At 66.1% G+C, this 21674-nt stretch carries 18 protein-coding genes, 1 tRNA gene and 1 riboswitch; of the genes, 6 read left to right on the forward strand and 13 right to left on the reverse strand.

The features are described from left to right. Positions 1 to 16: 16 nt before the first annotated feature. From maiA to ABCN56_RS14905, 5 genes are all read right to left on the reverse strand, one after another. Entirely contained in the window at positions 17 to 658 is a 642-nt protein-coding gene (gene maiA, locus ABCN56_RS14885; RefSeq protein ID WP_343081613.1) for a maleylacetoacetate isomerase, read from the reverse strand. A gap of 121 nt (positions 659 to 779) precedes the next feature. Then, positions 780 to 4055, reverse strand: coding sequence for an efflux RND transporter permease subunit (locus ABCN56_RS14890; protein ID WP_343081614.1), 3276 nt, complete (start codon positions 4053 to 4055; stop codon positions 780 to 782). Positions 4056 to 4065: 10 nt separating this feature from the next. Next, positions 4066 to 5250 carry an efflux RND transporter periplasmic adaptor subunit gene (locus tag ABCN56_RS14895; protein ID WP_343081615.1) on the reverse strand — a complete coding sequence of 395 codons (1185 nt, stop codon included), beginning with the start codon at positions 5248 to 5250 and terminating at the stop codon, positions 4066 to 4068. A gap of 3 nt (positions 5251 to 5253) precedes the next feature. Beyond that, positions 5254 to 5904 carry a TetR/AcrR family transcriptional regulator gene (locus ABCN56_RS14900; protein WP_343081616.1) on the reverse strand — a complete coding sequence of 217 codons (651 nt, stop codon included), beginning with the start codon at positions 5902 to 5904 and terminating at the stop codon, positions 5254 to 5256. A 201-nt stretch (positions 5905 to 6105) separates the two neighbouring features. Next, positions 6106 to 7542 carry an FAD-binding oxidoreductase gene (locus ABCN56_RS14905; protein ID WP_343081617.1) on the reverse strand — a complete coding sequence of 479 codons (1437 nt, stop codon included), beginning with the start codon at positions 7540 to 7542 and terminating at the stop codon, positions 6106 to 6108. Between the two features lie 286 nt (positions 7543 to 7828). On the opposite strand from ABCN56_RS14905, the gene ABCN56_RS14910 reads away from it, so the two are divergent. After that, positions 7829 to 8266 (forward strand): hypothetical protein, encoded by a 438-nt coding sequence (locus tag ABCN56_RS14910; protein WP_343081618.1) that lies wholly within the window; start codon positions 7829 to 7831, stop codon positions 8264 to 8266. A 142-nt stretch (positions 8267 to 8408) separates the two neighbouring features. Here ABCN56_RS14910 and ABCN56_RS14915 read toward each other — a convergent pair. The 5 genes from ABCN56_RS14915 to gcvT all read right to left on the reverse strand — a co-directional run bounded on the left by ABCN56_RS14915 (position 8409) and on the right by gcvT (position 13443). Further along, positions 8409 to 8484: transfer RNA gene (locus ABCN56_RS14915), tRNA-Ala, on the reverse strand. 68 nt (positions 8485 to 8552) lie between these two features. Continuing rightward, positions 8553 to 9011: a thioredoxin TrxC gene (gene trxC, locus ABCN56_RS14920; RefSeq protein WP_343081619.1), complete on the reverse strand. Its 459-nt coding sequence runs from the start codon at positions 9009 to 9011 to the stop codon at positions 8553 to 8555. A gap of 71 nt (positions 9012 to 9082) precedes the next feature. Then, positions 9083 to 11923, reverse strand: a complete 2841-nt coding sequence (gene gcvP, locus ABCN56_RS14925) for an aminomethyl-transferring glycine dehydrogenase (RefSeq protein ID WP_343081620.1) — start codon at positions 11921 to 11923, stop codon at positions 9083 to 9085. A gap of 8 nt (positions 11924 to 11931) precedes the next feature. After that, the gene (gcvH, locus tag ABCN56_RS14930; protein WP_343081621.1) at positions 11932 to 12291 is read right to left on the reverse strand and encodes a glycine cleavage system protein GcvH; all 360 of its coding nucleotides are present in this window, start codon (positions 12289 to 12291) and stop codon (positions 11932 to 11934) included. Positions 12292 to 12315: 24 nt separating this feature from the next. Next, on the reverse strand, positions 12316 to 13443 hold the full coding sequence (gcvT, locus tag ABCN56_RS14935; RefSeq protein ID WP_343081622.1) for a glycine cleavage system aminomethyltransferase GcvT: 1128 nt from the start codon (positions 13441 to 13443) through the stop codon (positions 12316 to 12318). 146 nt (positions 13444 to 13589) lie between these two features. Further along, a riboswitch (glycine riboswitch) is annotated at positions 13590 to 13679 on the reverse strand. Positions 13680 to 13791: 112 nt separating this feature from the next. On the opposite strand from gcvT, the gene ABCN56_RS14940 reads away from it, so the two are divergent. Beyond that, complete coding sequence (locus ABCN56_RS14940; RefSeq protein WP_343081623.1) at positions 13792 to 14355, forward strand: gamma-glutamylcyclotransferase family protein; 564 nt, start codon at positions 13792 to 13794, stop codon at positions 14353 to 14355. Positions 14356 to 14435: 80 nt separating this feature from the next. On the opposite strand, the gene gltX is transcribed toward ABCN56_RS14940, so the two are convergent. Beyond that, entirely contained in the window at positions 14436 to 15758 is a 1323-nt protein-coding gene (gltX, locus tag ABCN56_RS14945) for a glutamate--tRNA ligase (protein ID WP_343081624.1), read from the reverse strand. A gap of 80 nt (positions 15759 to 15838) precedes the next feature. Here gltX and ABCN56_RS14950 point away from each other — a divergent pair, with 80 nt between their 5' ends. The 3 genes from ABCN56_RS14950 (at position 15839) to ABCN56_RS14960 (ending at position 18346) form a co-directional block, all read left to right on the forward strand. Then, positions 15839 to 16246, forward strand: a complete 408-nt coding sequence (locus ABCN56_RS14950) for a metallopeptidase family protein (protein ID WP_343081625.1) — start codon at positions 15839 to 15841, stop codon at positions 16244 to 16246. A 104-nt stretch (positions 16247 to 16350) separates the two neighbouring features. Continuing rightward, on the forward strand, positions 16351 to 17301 hold the full coding sequence (locus tag ABCN56_RS14955; RefSeq protein ID WP_343081626.1) for an MBL fold metallo-hydrolase: 951 nt from the start codon (positions 16351 to 16353) through the stop codon (positions 17299 to 17301). A gap of 85 nt (positions 17302 to 17386) precedes the next feature. After that, positions 17387 to 18346, forward strand: coding sequence for a 1-phosphofructokinase family hexose kinase (locus tag ABCN56_RS14960; RefSeq protein ID WP_343081627.1), 960 nt, complete (start codon positions 17387 to 17389; stop codon positions 18344 to 18346). 132 nt (positions 18347 to 18478) lie between these two features. Here ABCN56_RS14960 and ABCN56_RS14965 read toward each other — a convergent pair whose 3' ends face one another. Together ABCN56_RS14965 and ABCN56_RS14970 are read right to left on the reverse strand one after the other, a co-directional pair. Next, positions 18479 to 20170, reverse strand: coding sequence for a Na/Pi cotransporter family protein (locus tag ABCN56_RS14965; RefSeq protein WP_343081628.1), 1692 nt, complete (start codon positions 20168 to 20170; stop codon positions 18479 to 18481). Further along, the gene (locus ABCN56_RS14970) at positions 20167 to 20412 is read right to left on the reverse strand and encodes a hypothetical protein (protein ID WP_343081629.1); all 246 of its coding nucleotides are present in this window, start codon (positions 20410 to 20412) and stop codon (positions 20167 to 20169) included. The genes ABCN56_RS14965 and ABCN56_RS14970 overlap by 4 nt, the downstream gene beginning before the upstream one ends. Positions 20413 to 20679: 267 nt before the next feature. Here ABCN56_RS14970 and ABCN56_RS14975 point away from each other — a divergent pair, with 267 nt between their 5' ends. Continuing rightward, the gene (locus tag ABCN56_RS14975) at positions 20680 to 21498 is read left to right on the forward strand and encodes an SDR family oxidoreductase (RefSeq protein WP_343081630.1); all 819 of its coding nucleotides are present in this window, start codon (positions 20680 to 20682) and stop codon (positions 21496 to 21498) included. Positions 21499 to 21674 lie beyond the last annotated feature (176 nt).

Genomic DNA, 21674 nt, shown 5'->3' on the forward strand with positions numbered 1-21674 from the left:
CACCATTTTGGCAGTGCTAGGCTTCGGAATCCGGCTGCTTCGCCGGATGCGCGCCGGCGAAGGCGGGCAACTCACTGCAAATGCGATGGATTTTCCGGACTCGCGGCATCGCCTCCAGATCGACACCGAACCGTTCCGCCGAAAACACCTGCGGCACGAGGCAGATATCGGCCAGCGTCGGCGTCGCTCCGAAGCAATATGGCCCCTCCTGCTCCCTCCCTGCCAGGATGGCCTCGCAGGCCGCGAGGCCGTCCCCGATCCAGCGCTGGCACCACTTTTCGACCCCCGCCTGGTCCTGACCGTATTCCGAGCGAAGGTAGTCGAGCACACGCAGATTCTGAAGCGGGTGGATGTCGCAGGCGATGATCTGTGCAAAGGCGCGGATCTCGGCCCGATCCTCGGCGCTTCCGGGCAGGAACGCGGGGCGCGGATGGGTTTCGTCAAGCCACTCCAGGATCGCGAGCGACTGCGTCAGCACGCGCCCACCGACGTCGAGCGCCGGAACCAGCCCCTGCGGATTCACCGCCCGGAAGGAGGCCGCCTTCTGATCCCCCTTGCGCAGGTGGACGAAGGCTTCTTCCGCCGTGATACCCTTCAGAGCAAACCCGATCCGGCAGCGATAGGCGGCCGAGGACCGGAAATAGCCGTATAGACGCATGATCTCCCCCAACCAAAGCGACGTCGGGCTCCGGTAAGGTAAGTCAACGTATTATTATGTAATATGTCAATTCACTTCCTCGAGGCGGGCGCCCGGAAAGCCGCGGGCCCGTCTCGAGCCGTCACTCGGCGACCTGTAGCCTGCTGTCGGGGCGGCGGCCTTCCTCCAACGCGCGCACCCGGTCTTCGAGCGAGCCGAGCGCGGTTGTCGTTCCCTCGACGGAGGCGGCCAGCTCGACGGGATCGGGGGCCTCGGGCTCGGCCTCCTTGTGGCCGACGAAACGACCGAAGATCCAGCCCAGGAGCCGCGCGAGGTCGTCCATGATGAGGAAGAACGACGGCACGACGACGAGGCTCAAGAGCGTCGAGACGATGATCCCGCCGATCACCGCGATTGCCATGGGCGCGCGGAAGGACCCGCCCTCGCCCACGCCCAGCGCCGAGGGAAGCATCCCCGCCGACATCGCAATCGAGGTCATGACGATCGGACGCGCGCGCTTCCGACCCGCCTCGATCATCGCCTGCGCCCGGTTCAGGCCCTGCCGCCGCATCTCAATCCCGAAATCGACGAGCAGGATGGCGTTCTTGGTCACGATCCCCATCAGCATCAGGATGCCGATGAGAACGGGCATTGAGACGGCGTTTCCGGTCACGATCAGGCCGGCTGCCACGCCCCCGATCGCAAGCGGCAGCGAGAAGAGGATGGTGAAGGGCTGTATCACGCTGCGGAACAGGAGGATCAGCACCGTGAGCACCAGCATCAGGCCCATGATCATCGCGTTGCCGAAGCTCGCGACCAGTTCCTGCTGCATCTCGGCGTCGCCCGCCTCCGCGATCCGGACGCCGGGCGGCAGCTCGACCGCCTCGGCCAGTTCCTTGAACCGCGCGGTCGCCGAACCCAACGCGACGCCCGGCGGCAGGTTGGCCCCGATCGTCGCCCGCCGCTCCCGGTTCAGGCGGTCGATCGAGCCCGGCCCCTCGCCGATCACGATATCGGCGACGGCATTCAAGGGAACCGTGGCTCCGGTGGCCGTCGTGATCTTGACCGCGCCGATCCGGCGAACGTCGGAGGATATCTCGTCCGTCAGTTGGACCCGAACAGGGATCAGACGGTCGTCGACCGATACCTTGGCCAGCGCCGCATCCACGTCCCCGAGGGTCGCCACCCTGAGCGTCTGGGCGATCTGCTGCGTGGTTATGCCAAGCCGGGCTGCCTCTTCCTCGCGTGGAAGCACCTGCACCTCGGGGCGCGGCAGCGCGCCCGTGGCGCCGACATTCGCCAGGAGCGGATCGCCGCGAAGCGCCGCCTCCAGCCGCGCCACGGCGAGGTTCAGGCTCTCCTCGCTCGCCGAGAGGATGGAGAACGAGATGTCGCGCTCGCCCCGGTCGTTCAGCTTGTAGGCGCGAACGTCTGGGATTCCGGCGAGACGCGTGAAGACCTCGGCCTCGATTTCGTTCTGCGGCCGCTTCCGCCCTTCCGTCGGCATCTCGGGAACAAGCGCCCCGATGACCGGAATGCTCCGGCCGATCTCGGACAACCTGTGCACCAGCGAATGGTCAAGCTTTTCCAGGATCACGGTCACCGCCGCGCGGCGGATGTCGCGGTCCCCGGTGGGCGAGGCGCCTCCGAGGACGAAGACGCTATCGACACCTTCGATATCCTGAACCGCCTGCTGGATCCGCTGCGTGGTCCTGTCGGTATCCGCGAGCGTCGAGCCTGGCGGCAGTTCCACGCTGACCGAGATGCGGCTCACGTCCTCGGGCGGCAGGAAGCTGCCCGGGACCTGCAGCATGAAGTGGACAGACACGAACAGGATGCCGATGGCGGCCAGAAGCGTGACATAAGGCAGCTTCAGCGTCCGCCGCACGAAGCCCGTATAGCCGCGCATGATCCAGCCATCGGTGTCGGACTCGGCATGGGCATCCTTCGATCGCATCAGGTAGGCCGCCATCATCGGCGTGATGAGGCGGGCAACCAGCAGCGAGAACAACACCGCGATAGCGACCGTCAGGCCGAACTGCCGGAAATACTGGCCCGGGATGCCCGGCATGAAGGACACCGGCACGAAGACGGCGACGATGGTCAGAGTCGTGGCGATGACGGCAAGCCCGATCTCGTCCGCCGCCTCCATCGCGGCGCGGTAGGGCGTCTTGCCCATCCGGATGTGGCGCGAGATGTTCTCGATCTCCACGATCGCGTCATCGACGAGTATCCCCGTCGCAAGCGTGATCGCGAGGAAGCTGACGAGGTTCAGCGAGAAGCCCAGCAGGTCCATAACGTAGAACGTGGGGATCGCGGACAGCGGCAGCGCGACCGCCGTGATCAGCGTCGCGCGCCAGTTCCTGAGGAACATCAGCACCACGATGACGGCAAGCAGCGCGCCTTCGAGAAGCGTGTGGATCGCACTTTCGTAGTTGCCGTAGGTGTAGAAGACGGTGTCGTCCACCGGCGTGATCGTCACTTCCGGATGCGCCGCCCGGATCTCCTCGAGCTTGCCGTTCACCGTCTCCGCGACGGTCACCTCGCTCGCCCCCTTGGCGCGGAAGACGGAGAAGGTGACGACCGGGTCGCCGTTGAACCGCGAAAAGCTGCGCGGCTCCTCGTAGGTGTCGATGACGTGGCCAAGCTCGCCCAGCCGAACGTAGCGGCCGGACGGCAGCGCGATGGTCGTCGCCGCGAGATTCTCGGCCGTGGAGGCGTCGCCCAGGGTGCGGATCGCCTGTTCGCCGCCGCCGATCTCGCTCCGCCCGGATCCGAGGTCCGCGTTCGTCGCGCGCACTTGAGCGTTCACCGCAGCGGCCGTGATCCCGAAGCTGTCGAGGCGCACGGGGTCAAGTTCCACACGGATTTCGCGATCGGCGCCGCCGTAGCGCGAAATCCGACCGATGCCGGCATGGCCCTGAAGCCCGCGCTTTACCACGTCGTCGACGAACCAGGATATCTCCTCGATCGACATGCCCGCCGAGGCGACGGCGAAGGTCATGATCGCCTGCCCCTCGACGTCGATCCGCGTGACGATCGGGGTTTCGACCTCGCCCGGCAGGTCGCTCACGATCTGGTCGACCGCGTCCTTGACGTCCTGCACTGCCTGGTCTGTGGGGACTTCCATCCGGAACTCGATCGCCGTCGAAGAAACGCCGTCCGACACCGTGGACTGGATGTTCTTCACGCCGGTCACGCCCGCGACCGCGTCCTCGATCCGCTTCGTGATCTGGGTCTCGATCTCGGCCGGTGCAGCGCCGGGCTGGGCGGCACTCACGGCCACCAGGGGAACGTCGATGTTCGGAAAGCGGGTGATGGGCAGCGTGTTGAACGACTGCCAGCCCAGCACCAAAAGCATGAAGAAGGCCAGGATCGGCGCGATCGGATTCCGGATCGACCAGGCGGAGAAGTTCATGGCTGCCCCCTCAGTTCGACGCGACGGGTTCGCCGTTCGCGGGGACCGGGTTGATCCGGTCGCCGTCGCGCACGAAGGCCCCTGCCCGCGTCACGACCAGATCGCCTTCGTCGAGACCCGAAGTGATCTCGACCATTCCGCCGTCGCGGATTCCGGTTTCCACGGGCACCCGCGCCACCTGTCCATCGGTCACGCGAAGGGCGGATTCGATGCCGCCGTCGCGGCCGACCGCACTCACCGGGACGGCAATCGAGTCGCTCTCGTCCACGAGGATCTCCGCTTCGGCGAACATCCCGGAGCGGACCTTGTCGGTATCCTCGATCGATATGCGCACGCGCCCCAGGCGTGTCGCGGGATCAACGGTCGGCTCGACGAGCCGCACCGTGCCCGGAAGCGGCTCGGCGCTGCCCACGAGGCGCATGAGCGCCGTCTGGCCCGGGGCAAGACGCAGGACGTCCTGTTCGGCGATGTCGGCCCGAAGCTCCAGAAGGCCGTCCCTGATGATCACGAACATCGGCTGGCCCGCGGCGCTCGCGATGGCGCCGACGGTCGCATTGCGCTCGACGACCTCGCCCGCGACGGGCGCCGTCACCTGGGTCCGCTGAAGCTGCAGTTCCACGTCCGCGATCTGCGCCTCGGCCAGCGCAAGCTGCGCCTCGGCCGCCGCGCGGCCCTGCCTGGCGACCGTTACGCGCGCCACGGCGGAGGTCGCGGCCGCGGCCGCCTGATCCGCCGCGGCCTGCGAGGCCGTGCCCTGCGCCTGCAGCGCAAGCGTCCTGTCTCGCACCCGGATCGCCTCGTCGGCTGCCGCCTCGGCCTCGACAAGCTGGGCCTCGGCCTGGGCGATGGCGGCCTCCGCGCCGGCACGCTGCGCGGTCAACTGGCTTTTCCTGAGCGTAAGCGCCGTTTCCGACAGCCGCGCGAGGACTTCGCCCGCCGCGACGGTGTCGCCGACCTCAACGAAAAGCTCCTCGATGGCCTGTCCCTCGATCCTGGGCTGGACCGAGATGCGCTCCACCGGCCCGATCAGGCCCGAAGCCAGGACGCGGTCACGCAGGACCGCGCGCTCCACGGTCGAAACCGTGATCGCGGGCAGCGCCGCGGCGGGCGCTGAGACCGGGGTTTCTTCTGCGGCAGCCGATCCGGCCGCCGCGGCCAGAACGATCGTCAGGGATGCGAGAACAGGGCGGATCATCACTTAGTCTTCCTTGGGAAAAAAGGTACGGGGCCGGACGGGAAGCGCAGCTGCCACTTCGGCCAGAAGTCCATCGACGGTATGCAGTACGAGATCGTTGAGGGCTGCGTTGGCCTCCGGTGTGCCCAGCTGCGACTGTCCGCAGGTGCGGGTTTCCAGACCATGAACGATGAGCATGAGAAGCGCCGCATGTGCGCCGAAGCGTTCGGCCGCATCGGCTTCGGATATACCGGCGATGCGCGCGAAGATGACCATGAGATAGCGGCCGATCTCCGTCTCCATCCGCGCGCGGAGGATGCCGATCTCGGGTCGCCGCGTGGAGGCCGCCTCGATCTCGGCCCAGAGCGGGCCGTCGCTTTCCCGGGCGGACTCGACCCTTATACGGATCGAGTCGATCAGTGCCGCGCGAGGGTTGGCGGATTTCATGATCCGGGAGAACTCATCCTCGATCAGCGCGAGTTCGCGTTCCACGATCGCCTCGATGATCGCATCCTTCGAGGAGAAATAGCGGTAGAAATTGCCCGCGCTCATCCCTGCGGCGCGGGCGAGATCCTGCATGGACGCTCCGTCGAATCCCTTCGCCGCAAAGACGGTCTTGATACGATCGAGGATTTCGACAGCCTTCGGTTCGGCTTTCGTGGCGGTTGCGGACATGAGGGGTCTCGCGCTGAATGAACGTTCATTCTCATATAGCGCCGCCTCACGCAAAGCAAGATGAGTCGCGAATGGCGCCCGTCCTCCCGCCGTGCAGCGGACCCACGACACGCGTATCTCCCGCCCGGATCAACGCGGAAACCTCTGCATGGACCCGCGATCGCTCCGCGCCATGCCGAAGCATCGCGCGGAGCAACCTTGTCACTCCGCTGCGCGTGCGAGTGCGGCGGGCTCGATGTTGTGGTTCAGCCGGAACAGGTTCTTCGGATCGTATTTCGCCTTCACCTTCGCCAGCCGGTCCATGTTGGCGCCGTAGGCGCCGGGGATCCGGCCCGCTTCGTCATCGGGCATGAAGTTCACGTAGACGCTGCCGACCGAATGCGGCGCCGCCGCGTCGAACAGCTTCCTGGCCCATGCGATGCAGGCCCCGTCCTTCGACGCGTCCTCCCAGCGCGTGTGAACGTTCATGATGAAGTGTGACGAGCGCTGCGGATAGGCGGTCGCGTCCGATGCCACGCGCGCCATGGCGCCGCCCACATGGGCGATGAAGACCTCGCAGGCCGGGTCCGGAACATTGCGCACCGCGTCGAGGATGATCTTGATCGCCGCGTCCGACAGGGTCTCGAAATCATGGCTCTTCCAGTAGTTCCGCATGCCGGGGGTCAGCAGCGGATCGAAGGCCGCCTGCCAGCCCTGGAACGGGTGCGGGGCAATCACATCGGCGATCGGGTTGCCCAGAGCGCGGAGCGGTGCCATTGCCTTCTCCGCGTCAGCAATGTCGCCCGCGTAGCAGGCCGCGAAGACGAGCACATCCTTGCCGTGCCATTCCTCCGGCAGGAACGGGAGCGGCGGCGCCTGCCGCAGCACGGCCCAGACGGTCAGATCATCCTCCGCCTCGTCGGCGATCTTGCGGAAGTCCCGCAGAAGCGCCGGCGCGTCGTCGAGCGAGTGCACGATCAGGCCCGAAAGCACTTCCGGACCGACCGGGTGCAGCTGGAATTCGAACGACGTGACCACGCCGAAGTTCCCTCCTCCGCCGCGGATAGCCCAGAACAGGTCTGCATTCTCGGCCTTGCTCGCCCGGACGAATTCGCCATCCGCAGTCACGAGGTCCGCCGACACGAGGTTGTCGATCGTCATTCCATGCTTGCGGGTGATCCAGCCGAACCCGCCTCCGAGCGTCAGCCCCGCGATCCCGGTGGTGGAGTTCACGCCGACAGGGACGGCAAGCGCATGGGCCTGAGTTTCCTTGTCGACATCGCCAAGCGTCGCGCCGGGTTCGACCCGCGCGGTTCTCGCCCCGGGATCGACATGGACCGATTTCATCTTCGAGAGGTCGAGAAGCAGCGCGCCGTCGGCAACGGCATGGCCGGCAATCTGGTGGCCGCCAGACCGGATTGCCATGAGCAGGCCGTTGTCACGGGCGAAGTCGACCGCGTGTCTCACGTCGCTGGCACCAAGCGCCCTGACCACCAGCCCCGGCCGCCGGTCCACCATCGCATTCCAGATCGTGCGGGCTTCATCGTAGCCGGCCGAGCCTTCTCGGAAGACCTCTCCGCGGATTGCGCCTGCGAGCGCGTCGACGACTTCATCATCGACCGCCTTGGAGCGGCCTTCGAGAGTCTTGATCTTGGTCATGATTGAATTCCTCCGTTGGTCGGAGGCTTCTTGCCGGACGAACACACGGCGACATTTCGAAGTGCGATGACCACCCCAATAGTAGTCATTCTACCGAAAAAGCCCCGAAAAATCATCCCGCGCCACGGTCGAAGTGGCCGCGACGGAAAAGTCAGGGTTTCCAGCAACCTGCCAAGAAACGGCGGCGTTTGAGTGACGCGAGCCGCACTCCATGGATTCAACCGAACTGCCTGTCCAGACGCCTTCGTGTCACCGTGCCAGTGCAAGTTCGACAAGGAGGTTTGTGATGCTACGCCTGCTCGTCTTGATCTCCGCCAACGTTGCCTTCGTTGCCCAAGCCAATGCTGAACCGGTCAAACTGCACTGTTTTCCCGGTGAAGAGCCCGACGGCATATTCGGCCAATTCGTGGAACTGGATCTGGATGGAAAGACGCTTCATATCCTGGACAGTCCGCAAGACGCCCAGTGGTCAACCATTCCCGTCTTAAAAGAAACGGAGAAGACCCTGTTCTTCGTCGGGGACTCCGGCGACGTCACATCGGATATGTCGACTGTTTCGATCGTGGTCGAAAAGAATACGTGGAATTGGGTGATTGCGACCCTGGATCATGGGCAATGGGGCCTGCAAGGGATGGTGATCGAGGGCCGATGTGACGTCGTCATGTCCGAGCAGGCGAACAACGCGACAGGGAAATCGACAACCACACCGACAGGGTCTGCATGAATGGGAGCAAAGCGGCGCAGAACCCGAAGCCTGAGCGGCATTTCAGTTGAAAGACGCCCCATCGTCGGCGCTGATCATGGCACACGATCGGCCAACAAGCATCAATCCAGCGGACTAAGGGCGACAAGGTTGATGGGCGATTTGGTGGAGTCGAGGGGGATCGAACCCCTGACCTCGTCATTGCGAACGACGCGCTCTCCCAACTGAGCTACGACCCCACTGCGCGCGCTATTTGTTCCATGCCGCGCGCCTTGTCAAGGAGCCCGCGGCCGGCTTTGTCGAATTCTCAGGCGCGGACCTGCACCTTGGAACGCACGAAGGCCTCGATATCCGCGGCGGGGCGCGCTCCGGTCAGCCGCGCGACCTCCCGGCCCCGGTGATAGAGAATCAGCGCGGGAATCCCGCGGATGTTCGCGCGACCGGCGATCTGCGGAAATTCCTCCGTATTGATCTTGGCGAACCGCACGCCGGGTGCGAGCGCCTTAGCTGCCTTCGCGAATTCCGGCGCCATCATCCGGCAGGGGCCGCACCACGGCGCCCAGTAGTCGATGATCAGCGGCAGGTCGTCGGTCCGGACTGCCTTGTCATGCGTCTGGCCGTCGAACTCGGCGACCTTGCCTGACAACAGCGGGTCCCCGCAGCTGCCGCATTTCGGGCCGGCGCCGACGCGGTCGGCTGGCACACGGTTCGCCTGGCCGCAGGTGGCGCAGACGAGTTTCACGGCGGTTCTCGCTTCAGCAGGCATGGCGGGCCCCCATACATTCACTACATCGAATATATGGGGACCCCGAGGCGCTCCACAAGTCTTTGCGGATCCTATTCCGCCGCTTCCGCGTAGCTTTCCACCGGCGGGCAGATGCAGACGAGATGCCGGTCGCCATAGACGTTGTCGACCCGGCCCACCGGAGGCCAATACTTGTCGACCCGGAACGACGCCGGCGGGAAGCAGCCCTGCTCGCGGCTGTAGGGTCTGTCCCATTCCGCCACGAGGTCCTCGACCGTGTGCGGCGCTCGGCGAAGCGGGCTTTCCTCGGCCTTGATCCTGTCTTCGGCCACGTCCCGGATCTCTTCGCGGATCGCGAGGAGCGCGGTGATGAAGCGGTCGATCTCAGCCTTGGTCTCGCTCTCGGTGGGCTCGACCATCAGCGTCCCGGCGACGGGCCAGCTCATCGTGGGGGCGTGGAAGCCGTTGTCGATCAGCCGCTTGGCGATGTCCTCGACCGTCACGCCGTGTTCCGCGAAGGGGCGCGTGTCGAGGATGCATTCATGCGCCACCCGCCCCTTGTTGCCCATGAAGAGGACGTCATAGGCGCCACGCAACCGCGCCGCGATGTAATTCGCGTTCAGGATCGCTACACGCGTCGCCTGCGTCAGCCCCGGGCCGCCCATCATAAGGCAATAGGCCCAGGAGATGAGCAGGATCGAGGCCGAGCCGTAAGGCGCGGCACTCACCGGCCCCTCCTGACCACCGGTCTCCGGATGGCCCGGAAGATAGGGCGCCAGATGGGCCTTCACGCCGATCGGCCCCATGCCCGGCCCGCCTCCGCCATGCGGGATCGCGAAGGTCTTGTGCAGGTTCAGGTGGCTCACGTCCGACCCGATCTCGCCGGGCTTCGCCAGCCCGACCATCGCGTTCATGTTGGCACCGTCGAGGTACACCTGACCGCCGTACTTGTGGGTGATCTCGCAGACCTCGCGCACCGTCTCTTCGAAGACGCCATGCGTCGAGGGATAGGTGATCATCGCCGCCGCGAGGTTCTGACCCGCAGCCTCTGCCTTGTCGCGGAAATCGTCGATGTCGATGTCGCCGTTCGGCGCGGACTTCACCACGACGACCTTCATGCCCGCCATGTGGGCCGAGGCAGGGTTCGTGCCATGCGCCGAGATCGGGATCAGGCAGATGTCACGCTCGGCCTCGCCGCGCGCCCGGTGATAGGCGGCGATGGTCAGAAGGCCCGCGTATTCCCCCTGCGCCCCCGAATTCGGCTGCATCGAGAAGGCGTCGTAGCCCGTGATCTCGCACAGCTTCTCCGAAAGGTCCTCGATCACCTCGCGGTAGCCTCCGGCCTGGTCCACCGGCACGAAGGGGTGAAGGCTCGCGAATTCCGGCCAGGAGACCGGCATCATCTCGGCCGCGGCGTTCAGCTTCATCGTGCAGGAGCCAAGCGGAATCATCGCGCGGTCCAGCGCCAGGTCGCGGTCCGAAAGGCGCCGCATGTAGCGCATCATCTCCGACTCCGCCCGGTTCATGTGGAAGACCGGGTGGGTGAGGAAATCGCTCTCGCGCTTCATGTCCTCGGGAAAGCCGAGGTCGGCACGGTGAGGCGGAACGGCATGGATGCCGAAGGCGCGCAGGATGCGCATCAGCACCTTCTCGTCTGTCGTCTCGTCAAGGCTGATGCCGACCCGGTTGTTGTGGATCTTGCGGAAGTTCAGCCCCTCGTGGCGCGCCGCGGCAAGGATGCCGGCCTGGCCAACGCCCACCTCCACGGTGATCGTATCGAAGAAGTGCCTGGGGTTCACAGTTGCCCCCGCGACCCTCAGCGCCTTCGCGAGCCGCACCGTGTAGAAATGCACCCGCTCCGCGATGGCGCGCAGCCCCTCGGGCCCGTGGAACACCGCATAGAACGAGGCCATGACCGCCAGAAGCGCCTGCGCCGTGCAGACGTTGGAGGTCGCCTTTTCCCGCCGGATGTGCTGTTCGCGCGTCTGGAGCGACAGCCGGTAGGCGCGGTTCCCGCGCGAGTCGATGGAGACGCCGACGATCCGTCCCGGCATCGCGCGCTTCATCTCGTCCTTGCAGGACATGAAGGCCGCGTGGGGTCCACCGAAGCCCATCGGCACGCCGAAGCGTTGCGCCGAACCCACGGCGATGTCAGCGCCCATCGCCCCCGGCTCCTTGAGCATGCAGAGCGCCAGCAGGTCCGCCGCCACAATCGCGACCGCGCCCGCGGCATGCAGCGCCTCGATCTCGGGCGTGAAGTCGCGCACATGGCCATAGGTGCCCGGATACTGGAAGATCGCGCCGAAGACCTTTTCGGGCTCGAGCTTGTCCGGCGCGCCGACGATCACCTCGATCCCGAGCGGCCGCGCCCGCGTCTCGATCACCGCCAAGGTCTGCGGGTGGCAGTCACGGTCCACGAAGAAGGCGCGCGCCTTGGATTTCGCGAGCCGCTCGGCCATCGCCATCGCCTCCGCCGCCGCTGTCGCCTCGTCGAGAAGCGAGGCGTTCGCCACCGGCAGCCCCGTCAGGTCCGCGACCATCGTCTGAAAGTTCAAAAGCGCCTCGAGGCGTCCCTGCGCAATCTCCGGCTGGTAAGGCGTGTAGGCCGTATACCAGGCCGGGTTTTCGAAGATGTTGCGCTGGATCGCGGGCGGAGTGACCGTGCCGTAATAGCCCTGCCCGATGAGCGAGGTCATGACCCTGTTCTTCGCAGCCACCTCGCGCAGCTTCGCCAGGAGTTCGTGTTCGGCAAGCGGTGCCCATGTCAGCGGCTCCTTCTGCCGGATCGACTTGGGCACCGTCTGCTCGATCAGCTGGTCCAGGCTGTCCGCTCCCACCGCTTTCAGCATCTCGTCCATCTCCGAGGGCGAAGGCCCGATATGGCGACGGTTGGCGAAATCGTAGGGGTTATAGCCGATGGGAGTGTAAGCCATGATGCACCTCAGCCAATCATGTCCTTGTAGGCGGCCTCGTCCATGAAGCCGTCGAGAGCTTTCATGTCCTTGACCTTCATCTTGAAGAACCACGCCTTGCCCAGCGGGTCCTCGTTCACCATCGCGGGGTTGTCGGCGATCTCGGGGTTTACCTCGACGATCTCGCCGTCGAGCGGCGCCGTGATGTCCGACGCGGCCTTCACGCTTTCGATCACCACGATCTCTTCCCCTTTCGAGACGCTCCGCCCCTCTTCCGGCAGTTCGACGAAGACGACATCGCCCAACTGCTCGCTCGCGTGTTCCGTGATCCCGACGACGACCAGATCGCCGTCGACGCGCAGCCATTCATGTTCTTCGGTGTATTTCATGGTGTTGAGGTCCTCGTCTGTGAATCAGCGTTTGTATCTGGTCGGCTGGAACGGCATCGGCGAGACCGTCGCGGGCAGCCGCCTGCCGCGCACGTCGCCCCAGACCGTGGCCCCTTCCCCGATATCGGCGGGCATGTAGGCCATCGCCATTGGCGCCTCTATCGAAGGCCCGTAACCACCCGAGGTGACGCGCCCGATCGGCGCACCGCCTTCGGCGGCCGCATAGATCTCCGTTCCCTCGCGCATCGGCGCACGCCCCTCCGGGCGCAGTCCCATCCTGCGGCGCGAGGGGCCTTCCGTCAGTTCGCGCAGGATCCGATCGGCGCCCGGGAAGCCACCGGCCCGCGCTCCGCCTTCGCGCCGCGCCTTCTGGATCGCCCAGTTCAGTCCCGCCTCGACCGGGCTCGTCGTCTCGTCGATGTCATGGCCGTAGAGGCAGAGCCCCGCCTCCAGCCGCAGACTGTCGCGCGCGCCGAGGCCGATCGGGGCCACCTCCTCCATCGCGAGGAGCGTTTCCGCGAAGGCTTCCGCCCGATGCGCCGGGACCGAGATCTCGAACCCGTCCTCGCCGGTGTAGCCCGAGCGCGAGATCCAGAGCTCGACCCCCTGCCAATTGCGGATCCCGACGTCCATGAAGTCCATCTCGGCCACTTCCGGCACGAGCCGCGCGAGCGCCAGTTCCGCCGCCGGCCCTTGCAGGGCCAGAAGCGCCCGGTCCGTCACCTCGCCCACGTCGCAGCCCGCGCCGAGGTGCGCCCTCATGTGTGCGACATCCGCTTCCTTGCAGGCCGCGTTTATGACGAGAAACAGATGATCGCCGCGGTTCGCGACCATGAGGTCGTCAAGTATCCCGCCCTCGTCGTTCGTGAACATCGCGTAGCGCTGCCGCCCCGCGGCCAGCCCCAGCACGTCGACCGGCACGAGCGTCTCCAGCGCCAGCGCCGCATCCTCGACACTGCCGGAGGCGGGGGCGATCAGGACCTGGCCCATATGGCTCACGTCGAAAAGGCCGGCGGCCGTGCGGGTATGCAGATGCTCCTTCAGGACGCCCATCGGATACTGCACGGGCATCTCGTATCCTGCGAAGGGCACCATCTTCGCACCCAGTCGCAGGTGAAGATCATGAAGAACCGTACGCTTCAGGTCGGCCATTGCCGTACTCCTTGCCTGTCGCCGGTTCATTTGGCCCGGCATCGTTCCTGGCGTGCCTGCGCCCGCCCATTCCGATGCCCCCTCTGTCCTTTCGCCTGAGATCGTTATCCCTTCGGCGGGCGCTTTCGGCCACTCTCCAGAGTTCCTTCGCCAGAACGGTCCCTTGCGCCTGAGAGTTTACCGGGGCGGTTGCTCCTTCGGCACCGGCTGCTGCCGGATTCTCCCGATCCTGACAGCCTCTGGTTAGCCGAGCCGTCCCCGGGCTGGCAAGAGAATATGCAATCGTATACCGAAGGTGACAGCAGGCACGGTTGATACGGCCGCGCCGATCCCCCATGTATCCGTTCCATGAAGCACCCCGCGTTCTTCGGCTACGGCTCGCTCGTCAACCGCGAGACCCATGACTACGCGCCCGCGACCCCGGCGCGCCTGACCGGCTGGCGCCGGGTCTGGCGTCATACCGGGCTGCGGCCCCTGGCGTTTCTCTCGGTCGAACCGGCCGAGAACGTCACGATCGACGGTCTCGTCGCGGCCGTGCCCGGCGATGACTGGACGGCGCTGGACAAGCGTGAGGGCGCCTATGACCGCCATCATCTCCCGTCCACCACCGTGGCGCACGAGGCGCATTGGGCGTCATCCGTCCAGGTCTATGCCGTCTCGTCCCGCCACAGGCCGGCCGATGAGACGCACCCTGTTCTCCTGAGCTACATCGACACGGTCGTGCAGGGGTTCCTGAGGGAATTCGGCGAGGAAGGCGCGCAGCGTTTTTTCGACACGACGGCCGGGTGGGAAACGCCGATCCTCGACGACCGAGCGGCGCCACGCTATTCCCGCGCGCGCGCGCTCAGCCTTTCAGAGACCGCCTTCGTGGACGAAGCCCTGATCGGCGTGGGCGCGCAGCGCCTCCGCTGACCTCTCTTCGCCCCCGAAATCCACGCCACGCACGGCAGCCCTGGCGGCGCCGTCTTCGGGTTTCCCCCGGCCGGACGTCGTCAGTCCTTCGCGCGCACCTTCTGGAGCAGCGGCATGAGGTCGGCCATCTCCGGCCCCTGTGCCTGACCGGTCAGGGCTTTCCGAAGCGGCATGAACAGCCCCTTGCCCTTGCGACCCGTCGCGGTCTTCACGGCCTCGGTCCACTCCTTCCACGTCGTCTCGGTGAAGGGCGGTTCGGGCAGCAGGCCCACGGCGGTCGCGACAAAGTCCTTGTCCTCAGGGTCGATCACGGGCTCCGCGCCATCGCGGCAGATCTTCCACCACCCCTCGAGATCGTCGAGATAGGTGATGTTCTGCGACGCGACGTTCCAGAACCGTTCGGCCATGTCGTCTGGCACGCCCAGCGCCGCGATCCGGTCCTTGACCGCCTCGAAGGGCATCGACTGGTTGACGCGCTGCGTCAGCGGCACGAGGTCTTCGGCGTCGAACTTCGTCGGCGCGGCGCCGAACTGCGACAGGTCGAACCCTTCGGCGATTTCGTCCAGCGACATCTTCAATTCCACCGGCTGAGAGGACCCGAGCCGCGCCATCAGGCTCAGCAGAGCCTCCTTCGCGATCCCCTTCGCACGCAGGTCGCGCAGCGATAGCGTGCCCAGCCGCTTGGACAATCCCTCGCCCTGGGGGCCGGTCAGCAGGCTGTGATGCGCGAAGGCCGGCGGCTCGCTGCCGAGCGCGCGGATGATCTGGATCTGCGTCGCGGTGTTGGTGACGTGGTCGGAACCCCGCACGATGTCCGTGACGCCCATCTCGACGTCGTCCACGACCGAGGCGAGCGTGTAGAGCACCTGCCCGTCCGCGCGGATCAGCACCGGGTCGGAAACCGAGGCCGCGTCGATCGAGATCGGGCCAAGGATGCCGTCGGTCCACTCGATCCGCTCCTGGTCGAGGAGGAACCGCCAATAGCCCTCGCGCTCGGCACGGAGCTTGTCCTTCTCCGCCTCGGACAGCGACAGCGCCGCGCGGTCGTAGACCGGGGGCTTGCCCATGTTCAGCTGCTTCTTGCGCTTCAGGTCCAGCTCCGTCGGCGTCTCGAAGCATTCGTAGAAACGGCCCTTGGCCCGCAGCTCGTCGGCCGCCGCCTGGTAGCGGTCGAGCCGCGCCGACTGCCGCTCCACCCGGTCCCAGGTGAGACCCAGCCACTCCAGGTCCGCCATGATCGCGTCGGCGTATTCCTGTTTCGAGCGTTCCGGGTCGGTGTCGTCGAGCCGCAGGATGAATTGCCCGCCCGCCTTCCGCGCGATCAGGTAATTGAACAGAGCGGTGCGCAGGTTCCCGACGTGCAGGTAACCGGTGGGCGAAGGGGCGAAGCGGGTGACGGTCATGGATGGAGGTCTCCTGTTGCGGTTCCTCTTTCACAAGGCGCCGCTTTTGTCCATATGAGGCCCGAGCCGGAGGTGCGGGAATGGACGACTGGAAGGGGCGCACTGCGCCCGATCTCGACGTGATCGAGGAACTGGCGCAGGCAGCGGTCGCGTCATTGCCGCCTGCCTTCGCGGGTCCGGCGAAGGCCGTCCAGTTCCGCGTGGCGGAATTCGCGCCCGAGGACATCCTCGACGATCTCGGCATCGAGGACCCCTTCGAACTCACCGGCTTTTACGAGGGCGTGCCGATGACCGAGAAGTCGGTGATGGACATGCTGGACCGGCCCGACATGATCTGGCTGTTTCGCCGGCCGATCCTCGACGAATGGGCCGAACGCGGCGACGTGGAACTGGGCGACCTCATCGCGCATGTGGTGGTGCATGAACTCGCGCACCATTTCGGGTGGTCCGACGACGACATCGCCCTCATCGACCGCTGGTGGGAATAGGCGCACAGCGCTTTGTGCGCTGACGCGGAGCGCGAAGTCTCGTCGCAGGCGGTTTCCGTCCTATCCTCTGTTCCGACGACAGGACCCATCGAAGGGAGGATTCCATGACGAAGGCAAAACGCTTCACGCGCCGCGATGCGCTTCTGGCCGGCGCGGCTCTACCCCTCGCCGGGGCGGCCCTTGGCGCGAGCGCGCCGCGCGCACGGGCGAAGGCGGAGATGATGGGGGCCGGCATGGCGCCGTTCCATCGCATCAAGCTCGGCGAGTTCGAGGTGACGACGCTTCTGGGCGGCACGCGCACGGTGCCGAACCCGCAGGAAATTTTCGGACTGAACGTGACACCCGAAGAGTTCGCGGAGGCCTCTTCAGCGGCCTTCATCCCGACCGACAAGGCGCAGTTCTACTTCACCCCCACCGTGATCAACACGGGCGATGAACTGGTGCTGTTCGACACGGGCCTTGCCCCGGAGGGCATCACGGGGGCGCTCGCAGCCGCGGGCTACGCCCCTGACCAGGTCGACGTCGTGGTGCTCACCCACATGCACGGCGACCATATCGGCGGGCTCTCCGGCGACGCGGGCGAAACCTTCCCGAACGCGCGCTACGTCACCGGCTCGTTGGAACATAACCATTGGTCACAGGCCGGCAACGAAGGCTTCGACGCCAAGGTTAAGCCCCTGAACGAGAAGCTGACCTTCCTGGACGACGGGGGCAGCGTTGCCTCCGGCATCACGGCGGTTTCGGCCTTCGGCCATACGCCGGGCCACATGGCCTACATGATCGAAAGCGCGGGTCAGAACCTGGTCCTGATCGGCGACACCGCCAATCACTACGTGTGGTCGCTCGCCTACCCGGATTGGGAAGTGCGCTTCGATGCCGACAAGGCCGCCGCAGCGCAGTCGCGCCGCAAGGTCCTCGGGATGCTCGCGGCCGACAAGGTTCCGTTCATCGGGTATCACATGCCGTTCCCGGCCCTCGGCTACGTCGAGGCGCGCGGCGAGGGCTTCCACTACGTCCCCGCTTCCTACCAGCTCTTCATGAGCGACGAGGCCTGACCCGGCCCCGCCTCGCCCGGTCTTGGCCCTTGGCCGGGCGCGGCTTTCTTGGCACTCTGGCGAAGAGTCCGCGCCGGAGACCGTCTTGAACCAGATATTGACAGTCACGCTCAACCCGACCGTCGATCTCGCCACATCGGCCGAGCGCATCCTGCCCGGCCGCAAGCTCCGTTGCGGCCGGCCCGCGACCGATCCGGGCGGCGGAGGGATCAACGTAAGCCGCGCGATAGCCATCCTTGGCGGTGACAGCACGGCATTCATCGCCGTCGGCGGGGCAACCGGCGAACGCCTCGTCCAGATGCTGACCGTCGAGGGAATTGGCCTGTCGATCTTCCCCGGCCCCGGCGAGACAAGGCAAAGCTTCTCCGTCACCGACCGGACCACGGGCGATCAGTACCGCTTCGTCCTGCCGGGACCGGAATGGACCGAGCCCCGGGTGACGCTCGCCCTCGACGAGATCGGCAAGGTCGTGGCACGTTCAAGCTACGTCGTCCTGTCCGGGAGCCTGCCCCCGGGCGTGCCACTCGAATTCCCATATCGCCTGGCCGAAGTCGTCGCGCGCAAGGGCGGGCGTTTCGTTCTCGACACGTCAGGCGCCGCGTTGAGACGCGTTGCCGAGCTGGCCGACCCGGCGCGCGGGCCCGTGGCGCACGTTCTGCGGATGGACCACCTCGAGGCCGAGGAACTGGCCGGAGCGCCGCTTTCGTCGCGGAAGGACAGCGCGGATTTCGCACAGGAACTCGTCCGCCGGGGCCTCGCACGGATCGTCATCCTGGCGCGGGGCGCGGACGGTTCGACGCTGGTCACGGCCGAGGAACGGCTTCATGCGGAGGCGGCGGAGGTGCCCGTCGCGAGCGGCGTGGGCGCGGGCGACAGCTTTGTCGGGGCCTTCACGCTGTCGCTGTCGCGGGCCGAACCGCTCGCCACCGCGCTGAGCAAGGGCTCCGCCGCCGCCAGCGCCGCGATGATGACCGAAGCGACGAAGCTGTGCACCCGCGCGGACGCGGAAAGGCTGTTCTCCGCTTGCCCGACCATTAGCCTCTAGGGCATCGTCCGACCGGAACGATCTTCCACCGCCCCCTCGTCGCGGAGCCCGCCCTCCGACCATGGCCGATATCGCGCGGGTGTGAGGCCGGCGACGCGCTTGCAGGGCAAGCGGAAGCTCCAGTCTCGGGGATCATTCGGACGCGTGGGGACGTATCTTCCCGGCGACGGCAAGCTGGGTGCGGGCGATGCGGCGCACCGTCTTGAAGATGTCGTCGAGCGCCTCGGAGAGCTCGATTTCCCTGACGTAGGTCGGCAGCCTCTGCGGCTCGTCGGCGCGCAACCGTTTCATCTGGTGCTGTTCGATCTCGTCCATGGTGCGGGAAATGTCTTCCTTCATCGCCCGGACGGCCGCGGCGCGATCCGCGTCGCCCTCCTCGAGCGCCTGCATGGCCCCTTCCAGCGCCAGTTTCACCTTGCCGTGGAGGCGTGTCAGGACAGCGCTCGTCACGGCGCTGATCACGACGTTCTCCTCGATCCGCTTCCGGGCAGAGGTCACCATGCCCGTCGCGATCTGGTCGCCGATGTGTTCGAGGTCGTTGCCGATCTTCATGTAGGCCATGAGAAGTCCGGCATTGTCGGATGAAAGATCCCTGAGGCTGATCTGGCGAAGGTAGCCCACGATCTCGCGGTGCAGAAGATCGACGGGGCGGTCCATGACCCGCAACTGGTCAAGCTGCACCGGGCTGCCGGACAGGAGCGTCGGAAACGCCTCGGAAAGCATGTCCCTGACGAGGCGGCCAAGGCGCAGGAGTTCGAGCCGCGCCGCGTCCAGCGCAATCGCCGGGACCGACAGAAGCTGCGGATCGAGATGGCGGGGCGCGTAGCGCGGTTCGATCTTCGGCGGGCGCATCGGCACCAGCCATTCCACGAACCGCGTGATCTGCGACGTGAAGCCGATGAAGAGGAACGCGTTCACGACATTGAAGAACGTGTGGATGTTGGCGATCTGCCGCGGCACCTCGGCCGATACGCGCGCGAGTCCGTTGAGTTCCGGATGCGCCGGTGAAATGACGCGTGCGAGTTCGGCCAGCTGGTGAACGAAGCCGATCCAGATCAGGACGCCGAAGATGTTGAACAGCGTGTGGATGAGCGCCGCGCGCACCGCTTCGCGTGGCTTGCCGATCGCCGCCAGCAGCGCCGTGGCGCAGGTGCCGATGTTCGCACCGAGGGCCAGCGCGATCGCGGGTTCGAGGCCGATAAGGCCCTGCCCCGCCATCACGATAAGGATACCGGTCGTGGCGGCGGAGGATTGAATGATCGCCGTGAACGCCGCGCCGACCAGCGCCGCGAGCGCGAGATTGTCGAGCGACAGCATGAAGTCGAGGAAGGGCTGGAAGCTCCGCAGCGGCGTCACCGCATCGCTCATGATGCTCATGCCGTAGAAGACGAGCCCGAGGCCGAGGAGGAAGCGCCCGTATTCCCTGAAATCGGCGCGCCTCGCGGTGAAGGACAGGAAGAAGCCGACCGCTATGACCGGCAGCGCCAGAGCGGTGACCTTGAAGGCGAGGATCTGGGCCGTGACGGTCGAACCGATGTTCGCGCCGAATATCATCGCGACACTCTGGGATGTCTTCATCAGCCCGGCGGAGATGAAGCCGACAAGAAGCACCGTCGTCACCGATGAGGACTGCAGCAGTGCCGTAACAACCGCGCCCGCCGTCATCCCGAGAAACCGGTTCCTCGTCATGCGGCCGAGAAGCACCTTCATGTAGTCGCCGGCCACCTGCTTCAGCGACTGGGCAAGGATATCCATGCCGAAGAGGAAAAGTGCGAGGCCTCCAATGAGGCCCGTGGCCAGGCTGAGCTCGTCAATTCCCGTCATGGAGCGACCGGATACAGTACGGGGTGGACGAAACCAAGGCGGCAGAACTCGGGCAGCCTCGTTCCCCGGATCATGAAACAGACCATCGCCGCGATGACCAGTGGCATCGCACCGGCTCCGTCGCCGGTTCCGGCGGCCGTGAAAGGCAGGACCGTGATGGCGAAAGGCAACGTGCCGCCGACCCGGAAAGACCCGCCTCGGTTGATCCGGACCGTGGACCTTAGCTGCACTGTTCCGAACATCTCCCTCCCCTCGCCCGGTATGGTGAGCGATCGCAACCAGCTTCGCCGGGCGAACCGAGACGACAATGACCCATGTCAAGCGACGGTGGGCCACCGAAGCGCGCAGAACTCGGCGACCGGGCGGAACCTCGTACGTCGGAGCCGGCGAACCGCTGAAAGCAGCAAAAATTGCAGGTTTGACAGGAACGCAAGAAATAGTGAAGAATGCTCCTCGAATCCGGCGCCGCGATCCGATCATGCTCGGCGCCCGGCGGCGGGGAGAAAACGATGAACAGACTCGACGGGAAGATCGCTGTTGTTACGGGTGGCACGCAGGGCCTCGGCGCGGCGATTGCGCGGCAATTCGCGGCGGCCGGCGCCGGCGGCATCGTGACCTGCGGGCGCAACGCCACCAAGGGACAGGCCGTCGGCGACGAGATTTCCTCCGCGCACGGGACAAACGTGAAGTTCGTCACCGCCGATCTCGCGAAGGTCGAGGATTGCGCGCGGGTCATCGAAGCCGCCGACAAGGCGTTCGGCCGGATCGACATCCTCGTGAACGCGGCGGGCCTGACCGACCGGGGCAACCTGCTGAACACGACGCCGGAACTCTTCGACCGCATGTTCGCCGTCAACACCCGGGCGCCCTTCTTCCTTATGCAGGGGGCGGTGAAAGTGATGATCCGCGAAGGGATCGAGGGAAGCATCGTCAATATCGGCTCCACGTCCGAACGCGCCGGGCAGCCCTTCATCGCGCCCTACTGCGCGTCCAAAGGGGCGCTGGCCACACTCACGCGGAACTCCGGCTACGCGCTCATGCGCAACCGCATCCGCGTCAACCAGCTCGACATCGGCTGGATGGCCAGCGAGGGCGAGGACGCGACGCAGCGCTCCTATCACGGGGCAGAGCCCGACTGGCTTGAAAAGGTCGCCGCGGCGCAACCGTTCGGGCGACTTCTCGACCCCGCCGAGGTGGCGCGGGCGGTCGCGTTCCTGGCCTCGGACGACAGCGGAATGATGACGGGATCGGTCATCCACTTCGACCAGTCGGTCTGGGGCGGCTACGACGCGGCGCCGCCGATACCGGCCGCCCCGCTCGCCGAATGAACTTGCCGGAGCGGGAAAGCATGACGATTCGGGCAAATTCCGGCGTGTCCTGCAGAAAGGAACAGCGCGCCCTCGGCGGCGAAGTCCCGAGAATGAGCGCGCGTTCCCGGCGCAAGGCGCTGCAAAGCACGTCCAGCCCGTCCTCCACGACGTTTTTTGACAAAAATGTTGACTCT

The organism is Ostreiculturibacter nitratireducens (assembly GCF_032670585.1).
Taxonomy (GTDB): Bacteria; Pseudomonadota; Alphaproteobacteria; order Rhodobacterales; family Rhodobacteraceae; genus Ostreiculturibacter; species Ostreiculturibacter nitratireducens.